Annotated in this window: 14 protein-coding genes; 5 read left to right on the forward strand and 9 right to left on the reverse strand. The window is 66.7% G+C overall.

Features of this window, described 5'->3' with window-relative positions; genetic code table 11:
• Window positions 1-6: 6 nt before the first annotated feature.
• From FOE78_RS16350 to ald, 5 genes are all read right to left on the reverse strand, one after another.
• Window positions 7-1,038: a segregation and condensation protein A gene (locus FOE78_RS16350; RefSeq protein WP_143987247.1), complete on the reverse strand. Its 1,032-nt coding sequence runs from the start codon at window positions 1,036-1,038 to the stop codon at window positions 7-9.
• The gene (locus tag FOE78_RS16355; RefSeq protein ID WP_143987248.1) at window positions 1,035-1,493 is read right to left on the reverse strand and encodes a hypothetical protein; all 459 of its coding nucleotides are present in this window, start codon (window positions 1,491-1,493) and stop codon (window positions 1,035-1,037) included. Before FOE78_RS16355 ends, FOE78_RS16350 begins: the two co-directional genes overlap by 4 nt.
• Window positions 1,478-2,371, reverse strand: coding sequence for a ParA family protein (locus tag FOE78_RS16360; RefSeq protein WP_143988857.1), 894 nt, complete (start codon window positions 2,369-2,371; stop codon window positions 1,478-1,480). The genes FOE78_RS16355 and FOE78_RS16360 overlap by 16 nt, the downstream gene beginning before the upstream one ends.
• 1,188 nt (window positions 2,372-3,559) lie before the next feature.
• Window positions 3,560-4,558 (reverse strand): site-specific tyrosine recombinase XerD, encoded by a 999-nt coding sequence (locus FOE78_RS16370; protein ID WP_143987250.1) that lies wholly within the window; start codon window positions 4,556-4,558, stop codon window positions 3,560-3,562.
• Window positions 4,559-4,631: 73 nt separating this feature from the next.
• Window positions 4,632-5,747: an alanine dehydrogenase gene (gene ald, locus FOE78_RS16375; RefSeq protein ID WP_143987251.1), complete on the reverse strand. Its 1,116-nt coding sequence runs from the start codon at window positions 5,745-5,747 to the stop codon at window positions 4,632-4,634.
• Window positions 5,748-5,993: 246 nt separating this feature from the next.
• On the opposite strand from ald, the gene uriH reads away from it, so the two are divergent.
• From uriH to FOE78_RS16400, 5 genes are all read left to right on the forward strand, one after another.
• Window positions 5,994-6,956 carry a uridine-preferring nucleoside hydrolase UriH gene (uriH, locus tag FOE78_RS16380; RefSeq protein ID WP_143987252.1) on the forward strand — a complete coding sequence of 321 codons (963 nt, stop codon included), beginning with the start codon at window positions 5,994-5,996 and terminating at the stop codon, window positions 6,954-6,956.
• Window positions 6,953-8,410, forward strand: coding sequence for a uridine transporter UriT (gene uriT / locus FOE78_RS16385; protein WP_228265856.1), 1,458 nt, complete (start codon window positions 6,953-6,955; stop codon window positions 8,408-8,410). Before uriH ends, uriT begins: the two co-directional genes overlap by 4 nt.
• Window positions 8,407-9,501 (forward strand): tellurite resistance/C4-dicarboxylate transporter family protein, encoded by a 1,095-nt coding sequence (locus tag FOE78_RS16390; protein WP_143987253.1) that lies wholly within the window; start codon window positions 8,407-8,409, stop codon window positions 9,499-9,501. Before uriT ends, FOE78_RS16390 begins: the two co-directional genes overlap by 4 nt.
• Window positions 9,498-9,785, forward strand: a complete 288-nt coding sequence (locus FOE78_RS16395; protein WP_143987254.1) for a hypothetical protein — start codon at window positions 9,498-9,500, stop codon at window positions 9,783-9,785. Before FOE78_RS16390 ends, FOE78_RS16395 begins: the two co-directional genes overlap by 4 nt.
• A 149-nt stretch (window positions 9,786-9,934) precedes the next feature.
• Window positions 9,935-11,248 carry an MFS transporter gene (locus FOE78_RS16400; protein WP_143987255.1) on the forward strand — a complete coding sequence of 438 codons (1,314 nt, stop codon included), beginning with the start codon at window positions 9,935-9,937 and terminating at the stop codon, window positions 11,246-11,248.
• 41 nt (window positions 11,249-11,289) lie between these two features.
• Here FOE78_RS16400 and FOE78_RS16405 read toward each other — a convergent pair whose 3' ends face one another.
• The 4 genes from FOE78_RS16405 to FOE78_RS16420 form a co-directional block, all read right to left on the reverse strand.
• The gene (locus FOE78_RS16405) at window positions 11,290-11,937 is read right to left on the reverse strand and encodes a nucleotidyltransferase domain-containing protein (protein ID WP_228265857.1); all 648 of its coding nucleotides are present in this window, start codon (window positions 11,935-11,937) and stop codon (window positions 11,290-11,292) included.
• A 469-nt stretch (window positions 11,938-12,406) separates the two neighbouring features.
• Entirely contained in the window at window positions 12,407-12,766 is a 360-nt protein-coding gene (locus FOE78_RS16410; protein WP_143987256.1) for a VOC family protein, read from the reverse strand.
• A gap of 607 nt (window positions 12,767-13,373) precedes the next feature.
• A complete protein-coding gene (locus FOE78_RS16415; protein ID WP_143988860.1) occupies window positions 13,374-14,021 on the reverse strand; it encodes an NUDIX domain-containing protein in 648 nt (215 codons plus the stop codon).
• A gap of 65 nt (window positions 14,022-14,086) precedes the next feature.
• Window positions 14,087-15,769 (reverse strand): CTP synthase, encoded by a 1,683-nt coding sequence (locus FOE78_RS16420; protein WP_143987257.1) that lies wholly within the window; start codon window positions 15,767-15,769, stop codon window positions 14,087-14,089.
• Window positions 15,770-15,907 lie beyond the last annotated feature (138 nt).

Consider the following 15,907-nt stretch of genomic DNA (forward strand, 5'->3'; position numbering starts at 1 on the left):
CCGGCGTCATTCATCCATCCCGTTGCTTCTTGACCACGTTTCGGCGTCCGGGGTCGTTGGAGCCACATCCTGCCCGCTGTCGGTCGACTCGGTGGAGACCTGTCCACGATTGACAGCGGTGTCGTTATCTGACGGCCTGTCGTCGTCCTCCGGTGACGGCGGCGGCGCGTCGAACTCGTCGGAGATGGTGACCTGCTGATCGTCGGTTCCGGTCCAGCGGATGGTCAACTCGGCCAGCGGCGTGGGCTGTTCGAACGAGACCGCCTTCTCCCGGAAGAGCTCCAGCAGCGCGAGAAAGCGGCAGACCGTGGTGATCGGGTCGGGTGAGTCGCGGGTGAGGTCGGCGAAGGTCAGCTGTCCCGAGGTACGCAGCCGGCCGACGATCCGCGCCCCCTCCTCCCGGACCGTGACCGCGGGCGCATGCAGATGCGCCAGCGAGACCACGTCGGCTTCCTTCGGCGTCATCGCCCGCGCGGCCAGTTCGGCGAAGCGCTGCAGGGTGATCTTGATGGTGATCTCGGGCAGCAACTGCGCCAGCCACGGCTCCAACCCGACCGCCCGCGGCGTACGCCGGGACTGCGCCTCCAGCCGCTCACCGAAACCGGCCGCGATCTGCTTGAACGCGCGGTACTGCAGCAGCCGGGCGAACAGCAGATCGCGGGCGTCCAGCAGCGCCAGGTCCTCCGGATCGTCCATCTCACCACTGGGCAGCAGCCGGGCGGCCTTGAGATCCAGCAGGGTGGCAGCGACCACGATGAACTGGCTGGTCTGTTCCAGATCCCACGCGTCGCCGGCGGCCTTGATGTGCGCGATGAATTCGTCGGTCACCTGGGACAGCGCGACCTCGGTGATGTCCAGCTTGTGCTTGCTGATCAGTTGCAGGAGCAGGTCGAAGGGACCCTCGAAATTCTTCAGCCGGACGCTGAATCCGGAACCGCCCGACTCCTCGCCGCCGGTGTCAGCGACGTCGGCATCGGGGCCGGTTGGCTCGGTGGCGGTTGCTTGGGCGTCCGCGATCGGGTCGGTCGGCGCACTCACGGCTGGGTCAGCCTTCGTACCAGTTCGGAGTCCGCGCCGCGGTCGGTCAGGTCGCCGATCACCAGCGCCAGCGCCTCCCGGACGATCCGGCCGCGGTCGACCGCCATCCCGTGCTCGGCCCGCAGGGCCAGCCGGGCCCGTTCCAACTCGAGCAACTCGTCGCTGCTCACGTACACGGTGATCTTCTCGTCGTGCCGGACCCGCCCGGAGCCGCCGGTGCTCGCGCGTCCCCGGCCGCGGCGGGCGGCGGATCGGGACGTGACCGCCTCGTCCGGGCTCCGGCCGTCGGTCGGTCTGCTCGCCGATGCGGTCTCCCGATCGGTCCGCGACCGGTCGACCTGATCGGGCTGGGAGCGGGTGTTGTCGGGCGGCGTCGGGAGGGGCTGATGGCGGGACTCGGCCGGGGTGGTGCGGAACAGCTCGGCCGCACCCGGCAGGCTCACCCGACGAGGCATCGGGCAAGGACCTCTCGGGCGAGCATCCGATACGCCTGCGCCCCGGGTGAATCCGATGCGTAGGTGGTGATCGGCTCGCCGGCGACCGTGGTCTCGGGGAATTTGATCGTCCGCCGGATCACGGTGTGGAACACCGTGTCGCCGAACGCCTGCACCACCCGTTCCAGCACCTCCCGGCTGTGCAGGGTGCGCGGGTCGTACATGGTGCCGAGGATGCCGAGCATCTCCAGTTTCGGATTCAGCCGCTCCTGCACCTTCTCGATGGTGTCGGTCAGCAACGCGACCCCGCGCAGCGCGAAGAACTCGCACTCCAGCGGCACGACCACCTTGTCCGCCGCGGTCAGCGCGTTGATCGTGAGCAGACCGAGTGAGGGAGCGCAGTCGATCAAGATCACGTCGTAGGAGCCGGTGACCTTCTCCAGCACCCGGAGCAGGGTCTGCTCGCGAGCGACCTCGGAGACCAGCTGCAGTTCGGCAGCGGACAGGTCGATGTTGCTGGGCAGGATGTCCAGGCCCTCGACCGTGGTCGGGGCGATCACCTCGTCCACCGTGACGTCGCGGCTGAGCAGCAGGTTGTAGATGCTCAGCTCGAGGTTGTGTGGGTTGACGCCCAGGCCGACCGACAGCGATCCCTGCGGATCGAAGTCGACCAGCAGCACCTTGCGCCCCAGCTCGACCAGCGCGGCACCCAGATTGATGGTGGTGGTGGTCTTGCCGACCCCGCCCTTCTGGTTGCACATCGCGATGATCGTCGCGGTGCCGCCGGCCTGGACCGGCGGGATGTCGGGCAGCTTCGGCCACGGCCGACCGGTCGGGCCGAGCTCCGGCTGCTCCGGTTCGGCAGGCTTCGCGGCGGACTCGGCGACCGTCTGCTGCACGACCGCCGGACGTGGTACGAGTGCCGGCTCCTCGTCGTCGTCGGTGAGGGATTCCGCTTCAGGTTCGGGACTCGGGCCGGGTCCGGGAGTCGGGCCGGGCTCCACCGGCTCGGGCTGCGTCGGCTCGGGCGTCGGAATCGGATCGGTCGGGTCCGGCGTCGGGACGGGACCCGTCGGCTCCGGTCGCGGCCCGGCCGGTTCGGGGGTCGGCGTCGGGCCGGTCGGCTCCGGACCGGGCACTGGACCGACCGGCTCCGGACCTGGGGTCGGGCCGATCGGCTCCGGCGACGGCGTACTGCCGTTCGGTCCGGGCACCACGAAACCGTCGGGCCGATGCCCGTCGATCTTGGGGTCGTACAACTGCGCCCGGGTGAACCCGTCCTGCGTCGCCTCGGCTTCGGTGTCGCTCTGCCGGGTATCCGCGAATTCCGGTTCCCGCGGATCCTGCGATGTGGGCACCGATCCTCCTCTTCCACGCCCGGCGGGACCTCGATGAGGTGCCGTGACCGTCTCGTGACCTGCAACAGTTCCGTGGCAGCCTAATACCTGCCGGCCGCCCGATGCAGCCCGCTCCGGAACTCAACGGCACCCCGAGGCACGGCTGACATCGTGATCACGCGCGGCGGCGAACGAAGTTGATCATGGAATCGCCCAGGCTGTGGATAACTCGGTAGGCTGGCCGCAATCCTCCATAGGCTCAACGGACATGGGAGCGATGATGGCGTCACAGGGTCAGCAAGCGTGGGCGGTTGACCCCGAGCCGGCCCCGCCTGGCTGACTCCGCCCGAAGGCTTCACGGCAGAGGAGTTCCTTGCCCTGCCCAACCTCCCGCGACACACCGAGTTGATCGACGGAGGACTGGTCTTCGTGGCACCGCAGCGGAATTTCCACATGGCGATGATCGATTTCCTGGCCGCCGAGTTGCGACAGCACGTACCGTCCGGGATGCGGGCAGGGCGCGAGATGGCGGTCCGAATCTGACCTCGAAATGTCCTTGAGCCAGACGCGTTGCTCGTCCTGTCAGATCAGCCTGCCGATTCCGACCGCACGTTCTTCGAGGCCCGCGAGGCGGTTCTCGTCATCGAGATCACGTCATCGGATTCCGACTCCATCACGGGACGTTGACCGTCCGTGAACCGTTCGAGTTTCTCCATCGATTTCAGCGGGATCGACAAGTATTACGTGTGATCACCGCGCCCGCGGGTGCGAGGTGGCATAGACCTCGCGCAGATGATCAACGGTGACCAGGGTGTAGATCTGGGTGGTGGTCACCGACGCGTGGCCGAGCAACTCCTGCACCACCCGGACGTCGGCACCGCCGTCCAGCAGATGGGTGGCGAACGAATGCCGCAGGGTGTGCGGCGAGATCTCGATGTTGATCTTGGCCCGCTCTGCTGCCTGCTGGATGATCAACCAGGCGCCTTGGCGTGACAGCCGTCCGCCACGAGCGTTCAGCAGCAGCGCCGCTGTCCCCCGACCGCGTCGCGCGAGATCGGGCCGGCCTCGTACCAGGTAGTCGGTGACGGCCTTCTTGGCATAGCGTCCGAGCGGTACAAAGCGTTCCTTGTTGCCCTTGCCGATCACCCTCAGCCCACCGACCTCGTCCGGTTCGGTGAGCAGTCCGGACAGCTCGTCCACGTCGAGCCCGACGATCTCGGAGATCCGGCCGCCGGTGCCGTAGAGCAACTCCAGCAGCGCGGTGTCCCGCAACGCGAGCGGAGTCTTGCAACCGGGAGCGGCCAGCAACGCCTGCACGGCATCCAAGGGCAGCGCCTTGGGCAGCCTACGGGCGGGCTTCGGCGGACGGATCTCCGACGCCGGGTTGTCCGCCACAACCCCTTCCTCGGCGGCGAACTTGTGCAGACCGCGGACCGCTGCCAGCGCCCGGGCCGTGCTGGACGTGGCCAACGGCGGGTAGCGCCACACCGTCTGTTCTCCGGCTGCGGCACCGGCTCCATCCGGTACGCCTTCGGCGGGTTTATCAGGTACGCCCTCGGCGAGGCTGGCCGCGTAACCGGTGATCATCGTCGAGTTGATCTTGGTCGGATCATCCACTCCGTGATCACGAAGAAAGGCGGCGTAGCGGCCAAGATCACGACGGTAGCCGGACACGGTGTGCGCCGACAGTCCGCGCTCGACCACAAGATGATCAAGGTAAGAGTTGATCAGCCTCGTGATCTTGTCCATCGAACCCACTCCCCGACTTGTCAGCGTCCCAGGTCGTTATAGCAACCCCAACGGCTGACAACTCGGGCGAGGCTCACCCGAGGGCCTCGTCCAGTGACAACGCGGGCAGCTCGTGCACGTCGGCCACCGACGGATAGGTGACCCGGCCGTCGTAGGTGTTGAGCCCCTTGGCCAGCGCGGGATCCTTGCGCAATGCGGTCCGCCAGCCCTTGTCGGCAAGGTCGATCGCGTACGGCAGGGTGACGTTGGTCAACGCGTACGTGGACGTGTTCGGGACACCACCGGGCATGTTGGCCACACAGTAGAAGACCGAATCATGCACCCGGTAGGTGGGCTCGGCGTGCGTGGTCGGCCGCGAGTCGGCAAAACAGCCGCCCTGATCAATGGCGATGTCGACCAGCACGCTGCCCGGCCGCATCCGCTGCACCAGGTCGTTGCTGATCAAGGTCGGCGCCTTCGCGCCAGGCACCAACACGGCCCCGATCACCAGGTCGGCATCCAGTACGGCCCGCTCGATCTCGTACGTGTTGGAGGCGACGGTCTGCAGGTGCCCGCGATAGATCTTGTCCGCCTGCCGGAGCCGTTCGATGTTCTTGTCCAAGATCAACACTTCGGCATGCATGCCGAGCGCGATCGCGGCGGCGTTCATCCCCGAGACGCCGGCGCCGATCACCACCACCTTGGCCGCGTACGTGCCGGAGACGCCGCTCATCAGCACGCCGCGGCCGCCACCGGGACGCATCAAGTGGTAGGCGCCGACCTGCGGCGCCATCCGACCGGCCACCTCGCTCATCGGTGCCAGCAGCGGCAGCGAGCCGTCGGGCAGCTGGACGGTCTCGTACGCGATGCCGGTGACCCTGTGATCGACCAGCGCCTGGGTGCAGTCGCGGCTGGCGGCCAGATGCAGATAGGTGAAGAGCACCTGTCCCTCACGCATCCGGTCGTACTCGTCCTTGATCGGCTCCTTCACCTTCAAGATCAACTCAGCCTCGGCCCAGACATCGTCCGGATCGTCCACCATCGTCGCTCCTGCGGCGACATACTCCTGATCGGTGATCGACGAACCCATCCCGGCCCCGGACTGCACCAGCACCTGATGGCCGTGGGCGGTGAACTCCTGCACGCCTGGCGGGGTGATCGCCACCCGGTACTCCTGGCTCTTGATCTCGGTCGGAACGCCAACCTTCATCCCCAGCTCCTTTGCTCGCGGCATCCGGGCCACCACGCGACGGATATGCCTGATCGCCATCGACCCTTCTCCGGCGAGCATATCCACCACTGCTGACGTTGCGGCCGCAAGATTCACACTCCTGAGGGCCGATGGCACGAGATCTGCCAGCTCGATCCGCCGACGGCCCGTCTTCCGCAAGCGCGAGTCGATGCGTAGTTTGCCGGTAGTGGCACCACCGTCACCCAGCGGCAGGAAGGTACGACGATGACCGAGAAGATCATCTTGGACTGCGACCCCGGGCACGACGACGCGATCGCCATGCTGCTGGCCCACGGCAATCCGGAGATCGAGCTGATCGCGGTGACCACGGTGGCCGGCAACCAGACGCTGGAGAAGGTGACTCGCAACGCCCTGTCGGTCGCCCGGGTGGCCGGCATCACCGGCATCCCGTTCGCAGCCGGTTGTTCTCGTCCGTTGGTCCGCACGGTCGAGATCGCCGCCGACATCCACGGCGAATCCGGTCTGGACGGCCCTGCGCTGCCGGAGCCGACGATCCGACTGGATCCCCGGCATGCCGTCGATCTGATCATCGACGAGGTGATGCGCCGCGAACCGGGCACGGTCACCCTGGTGCCGACCGGCAGCCTGACCAACATCGCGTTGGCGGCCCGCAAGGAGCCGAAACTGGCCGAGCGGGTCAAGCGCGTGGTGCTGATGGGCGGTGGGTACCACACCGGCAACTGGACCGCGACCGCCGAATTCAACATCCTGGTCGATCCGGAGGCCGCCCACATCGTCTTCAACGAACCCTGGGAGTTGATCATGGTCGGCCTGGACCTGACCCATCAGGCACTGGCCACCCCGGAGGTGATGGCGAAAGTGGCCGCGGTCGGCACCGGACCCGCGAAGTTCGTCTGCGAGTTGATCGACTTCTTCGGCTCCGCCTACAAGCAGGAGCAGGGGTTCGACGCGCCACCGGTGCACGATCCGTGCGCGGTTGCCTGGGTGATCGATCCGTCCGTCGTGGCGACCCGGCGAGCGCCGTTGGACATCGAGCTGACCGGCACTCTGACCCGGGGGATGACCGTCGCCGATCTGCGCGGACCGGCGCCCGAGGGCTGCCGGACCAGCGTGGCCACCGAACTTGATCATGAACGGTTCTGGGAGCTGATCGTCGACGCGTTGCAGCGGATCGGCGAGGTGGACACTTCGCAGGATCCGTCGTGAGCCCGGCCGCTGCGGCGCGGGGATCGGGCCGCGGGCGGGTGAGCACCGGATCGCTGATGGTCGCCCTGCTGTCGGCCTGTGTCGCGTTCCAGTTGAACGCGTCGATGCTGTCGCCGGCCCTGGTGACGATGCAGCAGGAACTGCATACCGACGCGGCCGCGATCGGGTTGACCCAGACCGCGTTCTTCACCGCGGCGGCGTTGTTCTCGCTCTTCCTGCCTCGGCTGGGCGACATCATCGGACGCAAGAAGGTGCTGTCCGGAATGTTGATCTTGATGACGCTGGGCTGTGTGCTGGCAGCCTTGGCACCCAACGTCGAGGTGCTGTTCATCGCGCGGATCGTGCAGGGTGTGTCCGGCCCGGTGGTCCCGTTGTGCTTGATCATGTTGCGGGTCGAGGTGACCGATCCGAAGACGTACGGGACGTTGATGGGTGTGATCACCTCGGTGAACGGCGGCATCGCCGGTGTGGACGCGCTGGCGGGCGGCTTCCTGGCCGAGAACTACGGCTTCGCCGCGGTGTTCTGGACGATGGCGGTGATCGCCGCGATCGCGTCGCTGCTGTTGATCTTGCTGGCTCGCGAGACAACGGCCGGTGACGACACCAAGATGGACTGGCTGGGCGTGCTGCCGCTGGTGATCTCGGTCGGCGCGTTGCTGATCGCGTTGGACGAGGCCGGCAAGCTGGGCGCGGCGAACTGGCTGCTGGTGATCATCCTGCTGCTGGTGACCGCGATCGCGTTCGCGCTGTTCTGGCGGGCCGAGAATCACAGCAGCCATCCGCTGGTCGCCACCCCGTTGCTGCGGCGCCGGGCCACCTGGGCGTTGCTGCTGACCACCCTGCTCACCATGACCGGTGTGTTCGCGGTGATGAACGCGCTAATTCCGGCGCTGGCTCAAGATCATCAGGTCGGATTCGGCATGGGTGCCGGGGTTTCCGCCTTCTGGACGTTGACTCCGTACGCGTTGGCCGGGCTGGTGATGGGACCGCTGGCGGGCCGGTTGGCCTCGAGCTTCGGTTACACCAGGATTCTCCGGTTCGGCATGATCGGCTCGGTGATCGTCCTCGGACTGATGATGATCACCGTCGAGACCGACGCCCGCTGGTTGCTGTTGCTGACCTCGATTCTGCTCGGGTTGAGCTATGCCGGGACCGGCAACATCATGCTGAACGGACTCGGCATCGTGCTGTCCCCACAGGAGAATCCGGGGTTTCTGCCCGGGCTGAACGCCGGCGCGTTCAACCTCGGCGCAGGCCTGAGCTTTGCCGTGATCATCGGCGCACAGACCGCCGTCGGCGCCGGTGCCGCGGGCTACTACGCCGGTTTGATCGCCGGCCTGGTGCTGCTGTTGTTGGCGCTGGCGGCGTCCTTCCTGATCCCGCGCCCGGTGGACGCGGAGGTCGGTCATCAGGCGGCCCGTGACGGCGGTGCTGCCCAGAGGCGAGTCCGGTGAACGGTTGCTGGACCGTCATCCGCGCTCAGGTGTCCGAGTTGCATCCCGCCTATGCGGCGGTGGTGATGGCGACCGGGATCGTGTCCACCGGCCTGGCGCTGGTCGGCCAGCAGGTGCTGTCGATCATCTTGTTGATCTTGGCCGTGGTCAGTTTCCTGGTGCTGCTGGTCGGCTACGTCTGGCGCTTGATCATGAACCCGGGCCAGGTCATCGCCGACAGCCGCGACCCTGCCAGCGGCTTCGGCTTTTTCACCCTGGTGGCCGGTGCCAACGTGATCGGCGATCGGCTGGCGATGTCGGGCATGCTGCTCGCGACCGAGGTCCTGGCCGCGGTCAGCGGGTTGCTGTGGCTGTTTCTCACCTACGCCGTGTTGGGGGCCATGATCGCCGGCCGGCGTCGCGGTCCGATCCTGCCGAACGCCAACGGCAGTTGGTTTCTGCTGGTGGTGAGTACGCAGTCGCTGGCCACCTCGGCGGCCGCCGTCGCCACTGCCGCACCCGACCGGGCCGCGGTGCTCGCGCCCGTCGCGGTGATCCTGTGGGGTGTCGGGGTGATCTGGTACCTGCTGCTGGCCGGGCTGCTGATCGTGCCGCTGCTGGAGCGGCCGACCGCGCCGCGGGTGCTGGGTCCGACCTACTGGATCTACATGGGTGCCACCGCGATCACGGTGCTGGCGGCAGCGCGGATCCTGCAGTTGCCTCGTACCGTCAGCGTGGTGGCGGCGAGCCGAGAGGCGATGTCGGGAATCTCCTTGTTTCTCTGGGCTTTCGGCACCTGGTGGATCCCGTTGTTGATCATCGTCACGCTGCGCCAGCACGTACTGGCCAAGGACCGGGTACCGGTGCACTACGAGCCGACGATCTGGAGTGTTGCCTTCCCGCTCGGCATGTACGCCGTTGCCAGCGACGCCTACGGGCGGCTGTTCGGGCTGCCGTTCATGATCGACATCGGCGCGGTGGAGGTGTGGATCGGGCTGGGGGCCTGGTTGGGGATCAGCGCCGCGATGGGCCGCTCGGTGTTGTCGGCGTGGCGGCAGACCGTGCGACCTCAGAATCAGCAGGATCCATCGGAGAAGGGGTTGGGAACGTGAGCAGAGATCGCATCGCCGACATCTGGGGACGTCGGACACCACATCCCGCCGGCACGACCTGGCCGGCCAGGGTGGACCAGTTCCTGGTCGACGGCGTGGCCGAGGACGAGATCGAGCGCTGGGTCCGCGGGGCGTGTCTGCTGTGCTCCAACGGATGCGGGGCCGAGGTCGCCGTCCTGGACAACACGATCGTCGGCATCCGAGGCACGGCGACCGCGGCCGCCGCCTTCGGCGAGGCGCCGTACCGTCTATCAAGCGACCCGAGTTCAAGGTCGCCGCGGTGATGGTGGAACGCATTGACGCCGGCACCGGTCCCGCGCCGGCGCCGATCTGGACCGTGTCCGCTCCGGTTCGGTCCTCCACGACCTGATCACTTCGGCCGAGCTCGGCCCAAATCCTCGCCCCGAGCGGCTTGAACGGCTAGTTTCCTGGGGTGCCACGACTGCAGCTGCCGCGGCCGGGGGCCACCAGTCTCTGGCGCAACCGGGACTTCAATCTGTTGTGGTCCAGTCAGGCGTTGTCCGGACTGGGCACATCGATGTCCTCGCTCGCCTACCCGCTGGTCATCCTGGCGCTGACGGACAACCCGGTGTTTGCAGGTGCGGTCGGCACCGGTGCGCGGATCGTCAGCACCGTCGTACGGATGCCCGCGGGGGTGCTGGTCGATCGGGTGGACCGGCGGCGGCTGCTGTTGGCCTGCGACGCGATCCGGCTGGCCGCCTTCGCAATCCTGGCGGCCTCGCTCGTACTGGGTCACGGCAGCGTGCTGCTGATCGCTGTGGTGGCCCTGATCGAAAGCGTCTGTAGCGCCGCGTTCGAGGGGGCGGCCATGGCCGCGATTCGCAATCTGGTGCCGCTCAACCAGGTCTCGACCGCTGTCGCCCGGGACGAGGCGCGCAACCACGCCGTCAGTCTGGTCGGTCCGCCGATCGGCGGCGCGTTGTTCGGACTGGGAAGGGCCCTGCCGTTCCTCGCCGACGCGGTCAGCTACCTGCTGTCGATCGTCGGACTGCTGGCCATCCGGCGGCCGATGCAGGAGGACAATCGCGACCGCGAAGCGTCGTCGGGTGTCCGCGACCTGATCGAAGGACTGCGCTTCACCTTCACCCAACCCTTCCTGCGCGCCACCATGCTGATCGCGGCACCGCTCAACCTGGCTGTCAACGGGATGCTGTTCGGCATCCTCCTGCTGCTGCAGCGACATGGCACGCCGCCCGCGCTGATCGGCACCGTCGAGACCATCGTCGGTATCGGCGGCCTCGTCGGAGCGGTGGCGGCCGGCAGCCTGATGCGCAGGTTCTCGGTCCCCACTCTGGTCCGCGGCATCACCATGATCGGTGTGCCGCTGATGCTGGCCGTGCTGCCGCTGGCGACCACACCATTGGCGGCTGCGCCGATCGCTGCGCTGGTGCTGATCAGTCCGCCACTCAATGCCAGTCTGTTCGGACACCTCGCAGCGGTCACGCCGGATCGGATGCAGGGTCGGGTGATCAGTGCGGTCTCCACCGCGGCGATGGGTCTCGCTGCCCTGGCGCCGATGCTGGCCGGTGTGCTGACCGAGCACTTCGGCGCTCGCGGTGTGGTGATCGGCTTCACCGTCGTCTTCGCGGTCTCGACCGGAGTTGCCCTGGTGGCAAAGGGAATCCGTGAGCTCGAACCGATCAAACAGGCCACCGACAGCGAGCAGAGCGCGTCCGGGAAGAGCGTGTACGGCGACGGCACCGAGAGCGAGGAGACGGTCGACTGATCGTCACACTCGGCGCGGCTCGATCTGCACGCCGATCATGATCACAGCCTGTCGATCCATGGATGGCCGGGAACGGTCAGCGCGAGGGCGTCGCGCAACCAGCGTTGATCTTGAACGGACAGCAGAGGGAGGGCGACATCGAAGTCCCGTTGATCCTTGGTACGCAGTCCGCGGGCTTTGTGCAGCAACTGGATCTCGGGTCGCAGGTAGTTGATCTTGTCCCGGGACCAGAGGATCTCGTCGATCGGCCGCCGTACCCGTGGATCACGCTTGTAGACCCAGATGTCGGCGCCCGTACTGATCAGGCTGGTGCTCATCAGGATCGTGTCGTACTCCCAGGGATTGCCGCCGCCGTCACGCGCCCAGACGTTCTCGCAGCTGTCGGGCAGGTCGTCCTCGCCGATGTCGCCCGGCAGCAGTATGCGCAAGGTCTCCTGGTCGGCGGCCCACAGATCGATCCTCCCGGCAAGATATCGGCGAAACAGCGGCAGCTCGGTCCGAGGGATGCTGAGATCAAGATCGCCATGTGGCCTCGGGACCCCGGTGAATGCTTCGATCGCCCAACCGCCGGCGATCCACCAGTGGCCCGGATAGCCCGCCATCAGCTCCGCGGCATCCTGGGGCGTCCGGGTCGTCCACGGTCCGTAGATGCGATGGACCTCATCGGCACTGAGACTCGCGATGGGCACCCCGGAAGGTTAGCGCTCGAAGACTTTTTCGACCATCGACCCCACCGCGCGGTAGAGCCGTACGTCGTAGATCCGATCATGATCATGAAGCCCGGCCGGCATCCTGGCCCACTCGACGAACCCCAGACCTCGGTAGGCGTCCTCGGCATGGATTCCCGCCGATCTCCGCTCGATGGCGTTCCATTTGGTGCTGGCGACGGGTCAGGGTGCAGTGTCCGACAGCAAGATCGTCTTCATCGACCGCCACCAACATGACCCGGTCGGTCTCCTCCGGCACCTCACACCATTGGCTGACCAGCTCCCGCGGCGCGTTCGGATAACACCCACGGTGCAAGGCTTCTGCGTCCTGCGGCCTGGCGATTCTGATCACCTTCGGCACGCTAATCGGCGATCTGAGCACGCTCCACCGGTTATGTCACCGCGACCGGGCCGCGCCGATCACCCTGCCCATCGCGCGAGTCGCGGAAGCTCAGCGTTGTTGGAACTCGATCCTGTTGCCGAAGGGATCGTGGGTGTGGAAGCGTCGTACGCCCTCGATCTCGCCGTCGGACCGGACGCACTCGTGGCCGGCGTCGGTCAAGTCCTGCTCGAGCGTATCAAGATCAACAACCAGGAACGCCGGATGCGCCTTGCGGGCCGGAGCAAACGGATCCTCCACCCCGAGATGCAGCACCGCGTCGCCGGAGCCGAACCAGCAACCGCCACGCCCGGCCAGTGCGGCAGGCTTGGCGATCTCCTGCATCTGCAGAAGCTCGCCGTAGAAGCCGCGTGCCACGTCCTCGCCGCCGCGGGGGATCGCCACCTGAACATGATCAAGTCCCGTGATCACCCGACACCCCCTCAATATCTTGACGTCAAGCTATCACCCTGGCGCGGAAGGTTTCGCGTCGCGGCACCCCGATCGCCACACCCGGCCCGAATCGAAGGAGCTACCGCACCCATATCGCGCCCGGAGCAACCAGAACCTCCTCAAATCTGGGCACCGGCCGCAGCGAGCTGATCCCCGCACCCGGTTCGGGACGGCGGATCCAGGACGCACAACCCAACCATGGTTGGAAAACGAACGCCCCCTGCCTCGAATCACCATGCAAAAGCCGACCATGGTTGGAAAACGAACGGCCTGCCGACATATCCTGCTGACCGAACCTAAGCCTGGATGGAAAACGAACACTCACCGCCGCGGACCAGAGCCGGTCGATTGACGGCGCGGTGCGATCTGGCCGATCGTGGGGCTACGTCCAGATGCACCTGGGAAGAGGCCCGCGTTCGCGCTCGGGTTTCCACAGGCGATCGAGGACTTCCCGGGGAACACGCCCGTGGTGAAGATCGATCATCCCGTCGGGCGAATGAGCAACGGCTTCGTGTTCGGGCCGGTGTTCCTCTGGCTGGGCGGGCCAGCGACTTCAGGTTGTGCTGGCCGACCTCGATCGCCGGAGTCAGTGTCCGGAGTAGTCGGTCTGACGGCGGAGCAGCTCCTCGCGGGCGGGCCAGGGTGCGTCGGCCGGGCGTAGCGCGTCGAATCCGGTACGAGTCTTCGCGGCCCAGGCGGCCAGGACGCCGACCACCAGGGTCGGGCTGTGCAGCCGGCCGGCGAGCACTCCGGAGACCAGATCATCGAGGCTCGCCCAGACGATGTCCATGTGGGCTTCCTCGCCGTGCTTGACGAATCCCTCCGGCGCCGGCGCCTCGGACAGACCGCGGGCCAGATACATCCGCATGCTCTCGCTCAGCCCGCCGGGTGAGGTGAACTCCTCGGCCAGCACCCGCCAATCCGATGCGGCCAGCCCGACCTCCTCCGCCAGCTCTCGCTGAGCACCGATCAGGTAGTCCTCGCCGTCGACGTCCAACAGCCCGGCCGGCGGCTCGATCAGCCGGTGTTGCACCGGGTGCCGGTACTGCCGGACCAGCGCGACCCGTTCATGATCATCGAGAGCGATGATGCCGACCGCACCCGGGTGCAGGGTGAACTGGCGATCCAGCACTTCCTGGTCCGGGGTCAGGATGCGTTCGTCGACGAAGGAGGACACCGCTCCCCTGGCCAGCAGGTCGGTCGACTTCACCGGCCAGGACTCCGGGCTGTCCATCAGGTCGTCAACTCCGATGATCAACTTGCGTCCCGGTCCTTCGACAGGCTCAGGACCCTTGCCCGTCACTTGTCGTCTCCGTCTACCGGCAGCCGGGTCGCGATCTTGCGTTCCAGCGCGGCCTCGATCAGTCCGACGAAGAGCGGGTGCGGGTGGGTCGGCCGGGACTTCAGCTCCGGATGTGCCTGGGTGGCAACGAAGTACGGGTGCTGGGCCCGATCCAGCTCGACGAACTCGACCAGGGTGGAGTCCGGCGAGGTGCCGCTGATCACCAGGCCGGCCTGCTCCAGTTGTTCCCGGTAGGCGTTGTTGACCTCGTAGCGATGCCGGTGCCGTTCGGTCACCTCGGTGGTGCCGTACTGCTTGGCCACGATGGTGCCGCCGACCAGCTCGGCCGGGTACGAGCCGAGTCGCATCGAGCCACCAAGATCACCACCGCCGGAAACGATCTTGATCTGTTCGGCCATGGTCGCGATCACCGGATACTCGGTGTCCGGGGTGAATTCGCTGGAGTCCGCACCGGCCAGTCCGGCCAGATTGCGGGCCACCTCGATCACCATGCACTGCAACCCCAGGCACAGCCCCAGGATCGGAATCCGCTGCGTCCGTGCGTATGCGATGGCGCCGACCTTTCCTTCCACGCCACGGATTCCGAAGCCGCCGGGCACGCAGACGCCGTCCACGTCGCCGAGCGCATGCGCCGCCCCATCGGGCGTTTCGCAGTCATCGGAACGGACCCAGCGAACGTTCACCTTGGCCCGGTTGGCAAAACCGCCGGCGCGCAGTGCCTCGACCACCGACAGATAGGCGTCGGGCAGGTCTATGTACTTGCCGACCAGCGCGATGGTGACCTCCTCCTTCGGGTTGTGCACCCGATCCAGCAGATCGTTCCAACGCGTCCAGTCGACATCGCGGAAGCGCAGATCGAGCTGCCGCACCACGTACGCATCCAGGCCCTGGGAGTGCAGCACCCGCGGGATGTCGTAGATGCTCGGCGCATCGATGTTCTCGATCACGCCCTGGTCGTCCACATCGCACATCAAGCTGATCTTGCGCTTGACCGAGTCCGGGATCTCCCGATTCGCTCGGCAGACAATGGCATCCGGCTGGATGCCGGCCTGCCGCAGCGCAGCCACCGAATGCTGAGTCGGCTTGGTCTTCAGCTCGCCGCTGGGCCCGATGTACGGCAGCAGCGAGACGTGCAGGAAGAACACCTGATTGCGGCCGACCAGATGGCGCACCTGCCGCGCGGCCTCAAGGAAAGGTTGTGACTCGATGTCACCCACGGTGCCGCCGATCTCGTGGATCACCACGTCGATCGGTGCCCCGTCCTCGCCCGGTTCGGCCATCCGCAACATCTGATCCATGATCTCGTTGGTGATGTGTGGGATGACCTGCACGGTGTCACCGAGGTAGTCGCCACGACGTTCCTTGGCGATCACCGTCGAGTACACCTTGCCGGTGGTGACGTTGGCGTCGCCGGGCAGATTGCGATCCAGGAAGCGCTCGTAGTGACCGACGTCCAGATCGGTCTCCGCGCCGTCCTCGGTGACGAAGACCTCGCCGTGCTGGAACGGGTTCATCGTGCCGGGATCGACATTGAGGTACGGGTCCAGCTTCTGCATGGTGACCCGGAGTCCGCGGGCCACCAGGAGGCTTCCCAGACTGGAAGCGGTGAGGCCCTTGCCGAGAGAGGAGGCGACTCCTCCAGTGACGAATACGTGCTTGGTCGGAGAAGGAGTATCCACGGACCTCCAGCCTAAGCGCCAGACACCGATTTCGCCGAATCACGGCACCCTTTCGGCGTACGTGTCGGAATCGGTCGCGGTTCAGTAGCTTGACGGTTACGTAACTACCTGGGTACATTGCAGGTCGGACCAAGAGCC

The organism is Microlunatus elymi, assembly GCF_007362775.1.
GTDB classification, from domain to species: Bacteria; Actinomycetota; Actinomycetes; order Propionibacteriales; family Propionibacteriaceae; genus Microlunatus; species Microlunatus elymi.

What these genes read in the sequence shown, in the direction of transcription:
- FOE78_RS16355 (WP_143987248.1), bottom strand. Translation starts at nt 1,493, where the DNA reads ATGCCTCGTCGGGTGAGCCTGCCGGGTGCGGCCGAGCTGTTCCGCACC.
- FOE78_RS16370 (WP_143987250.1), bottom strand. Translation starts at nt 4,558, where the DNA reads ATGGACAAGATCACGAGGCTGATCAACTCTTACCTTGATCATCTTGTG.
- FOE78_RS16415 (WP_143988860.1), bottom strand. Translation starts at nt 14,021, where the DNA reads ATGGACAGCCCGGAGTCCTGGCCGGTGAAGTCGACCGACCTGCTGGCC.
- uriH (WP_143987252.1), top strand. Translation starts at nt 5,994, where the DNA reads ATGACCGAGAAGATCATCTTGGACTGCGACCCCGGGCACGACGACGCG.
- ald (WP_143987251.1), bottom strand. Translation starts at nt 5,747, where the DNA reads ATGAAGGTTGGCGTTCCGACCGAGATCAAGAGCCAGGAGTACCGGGTG.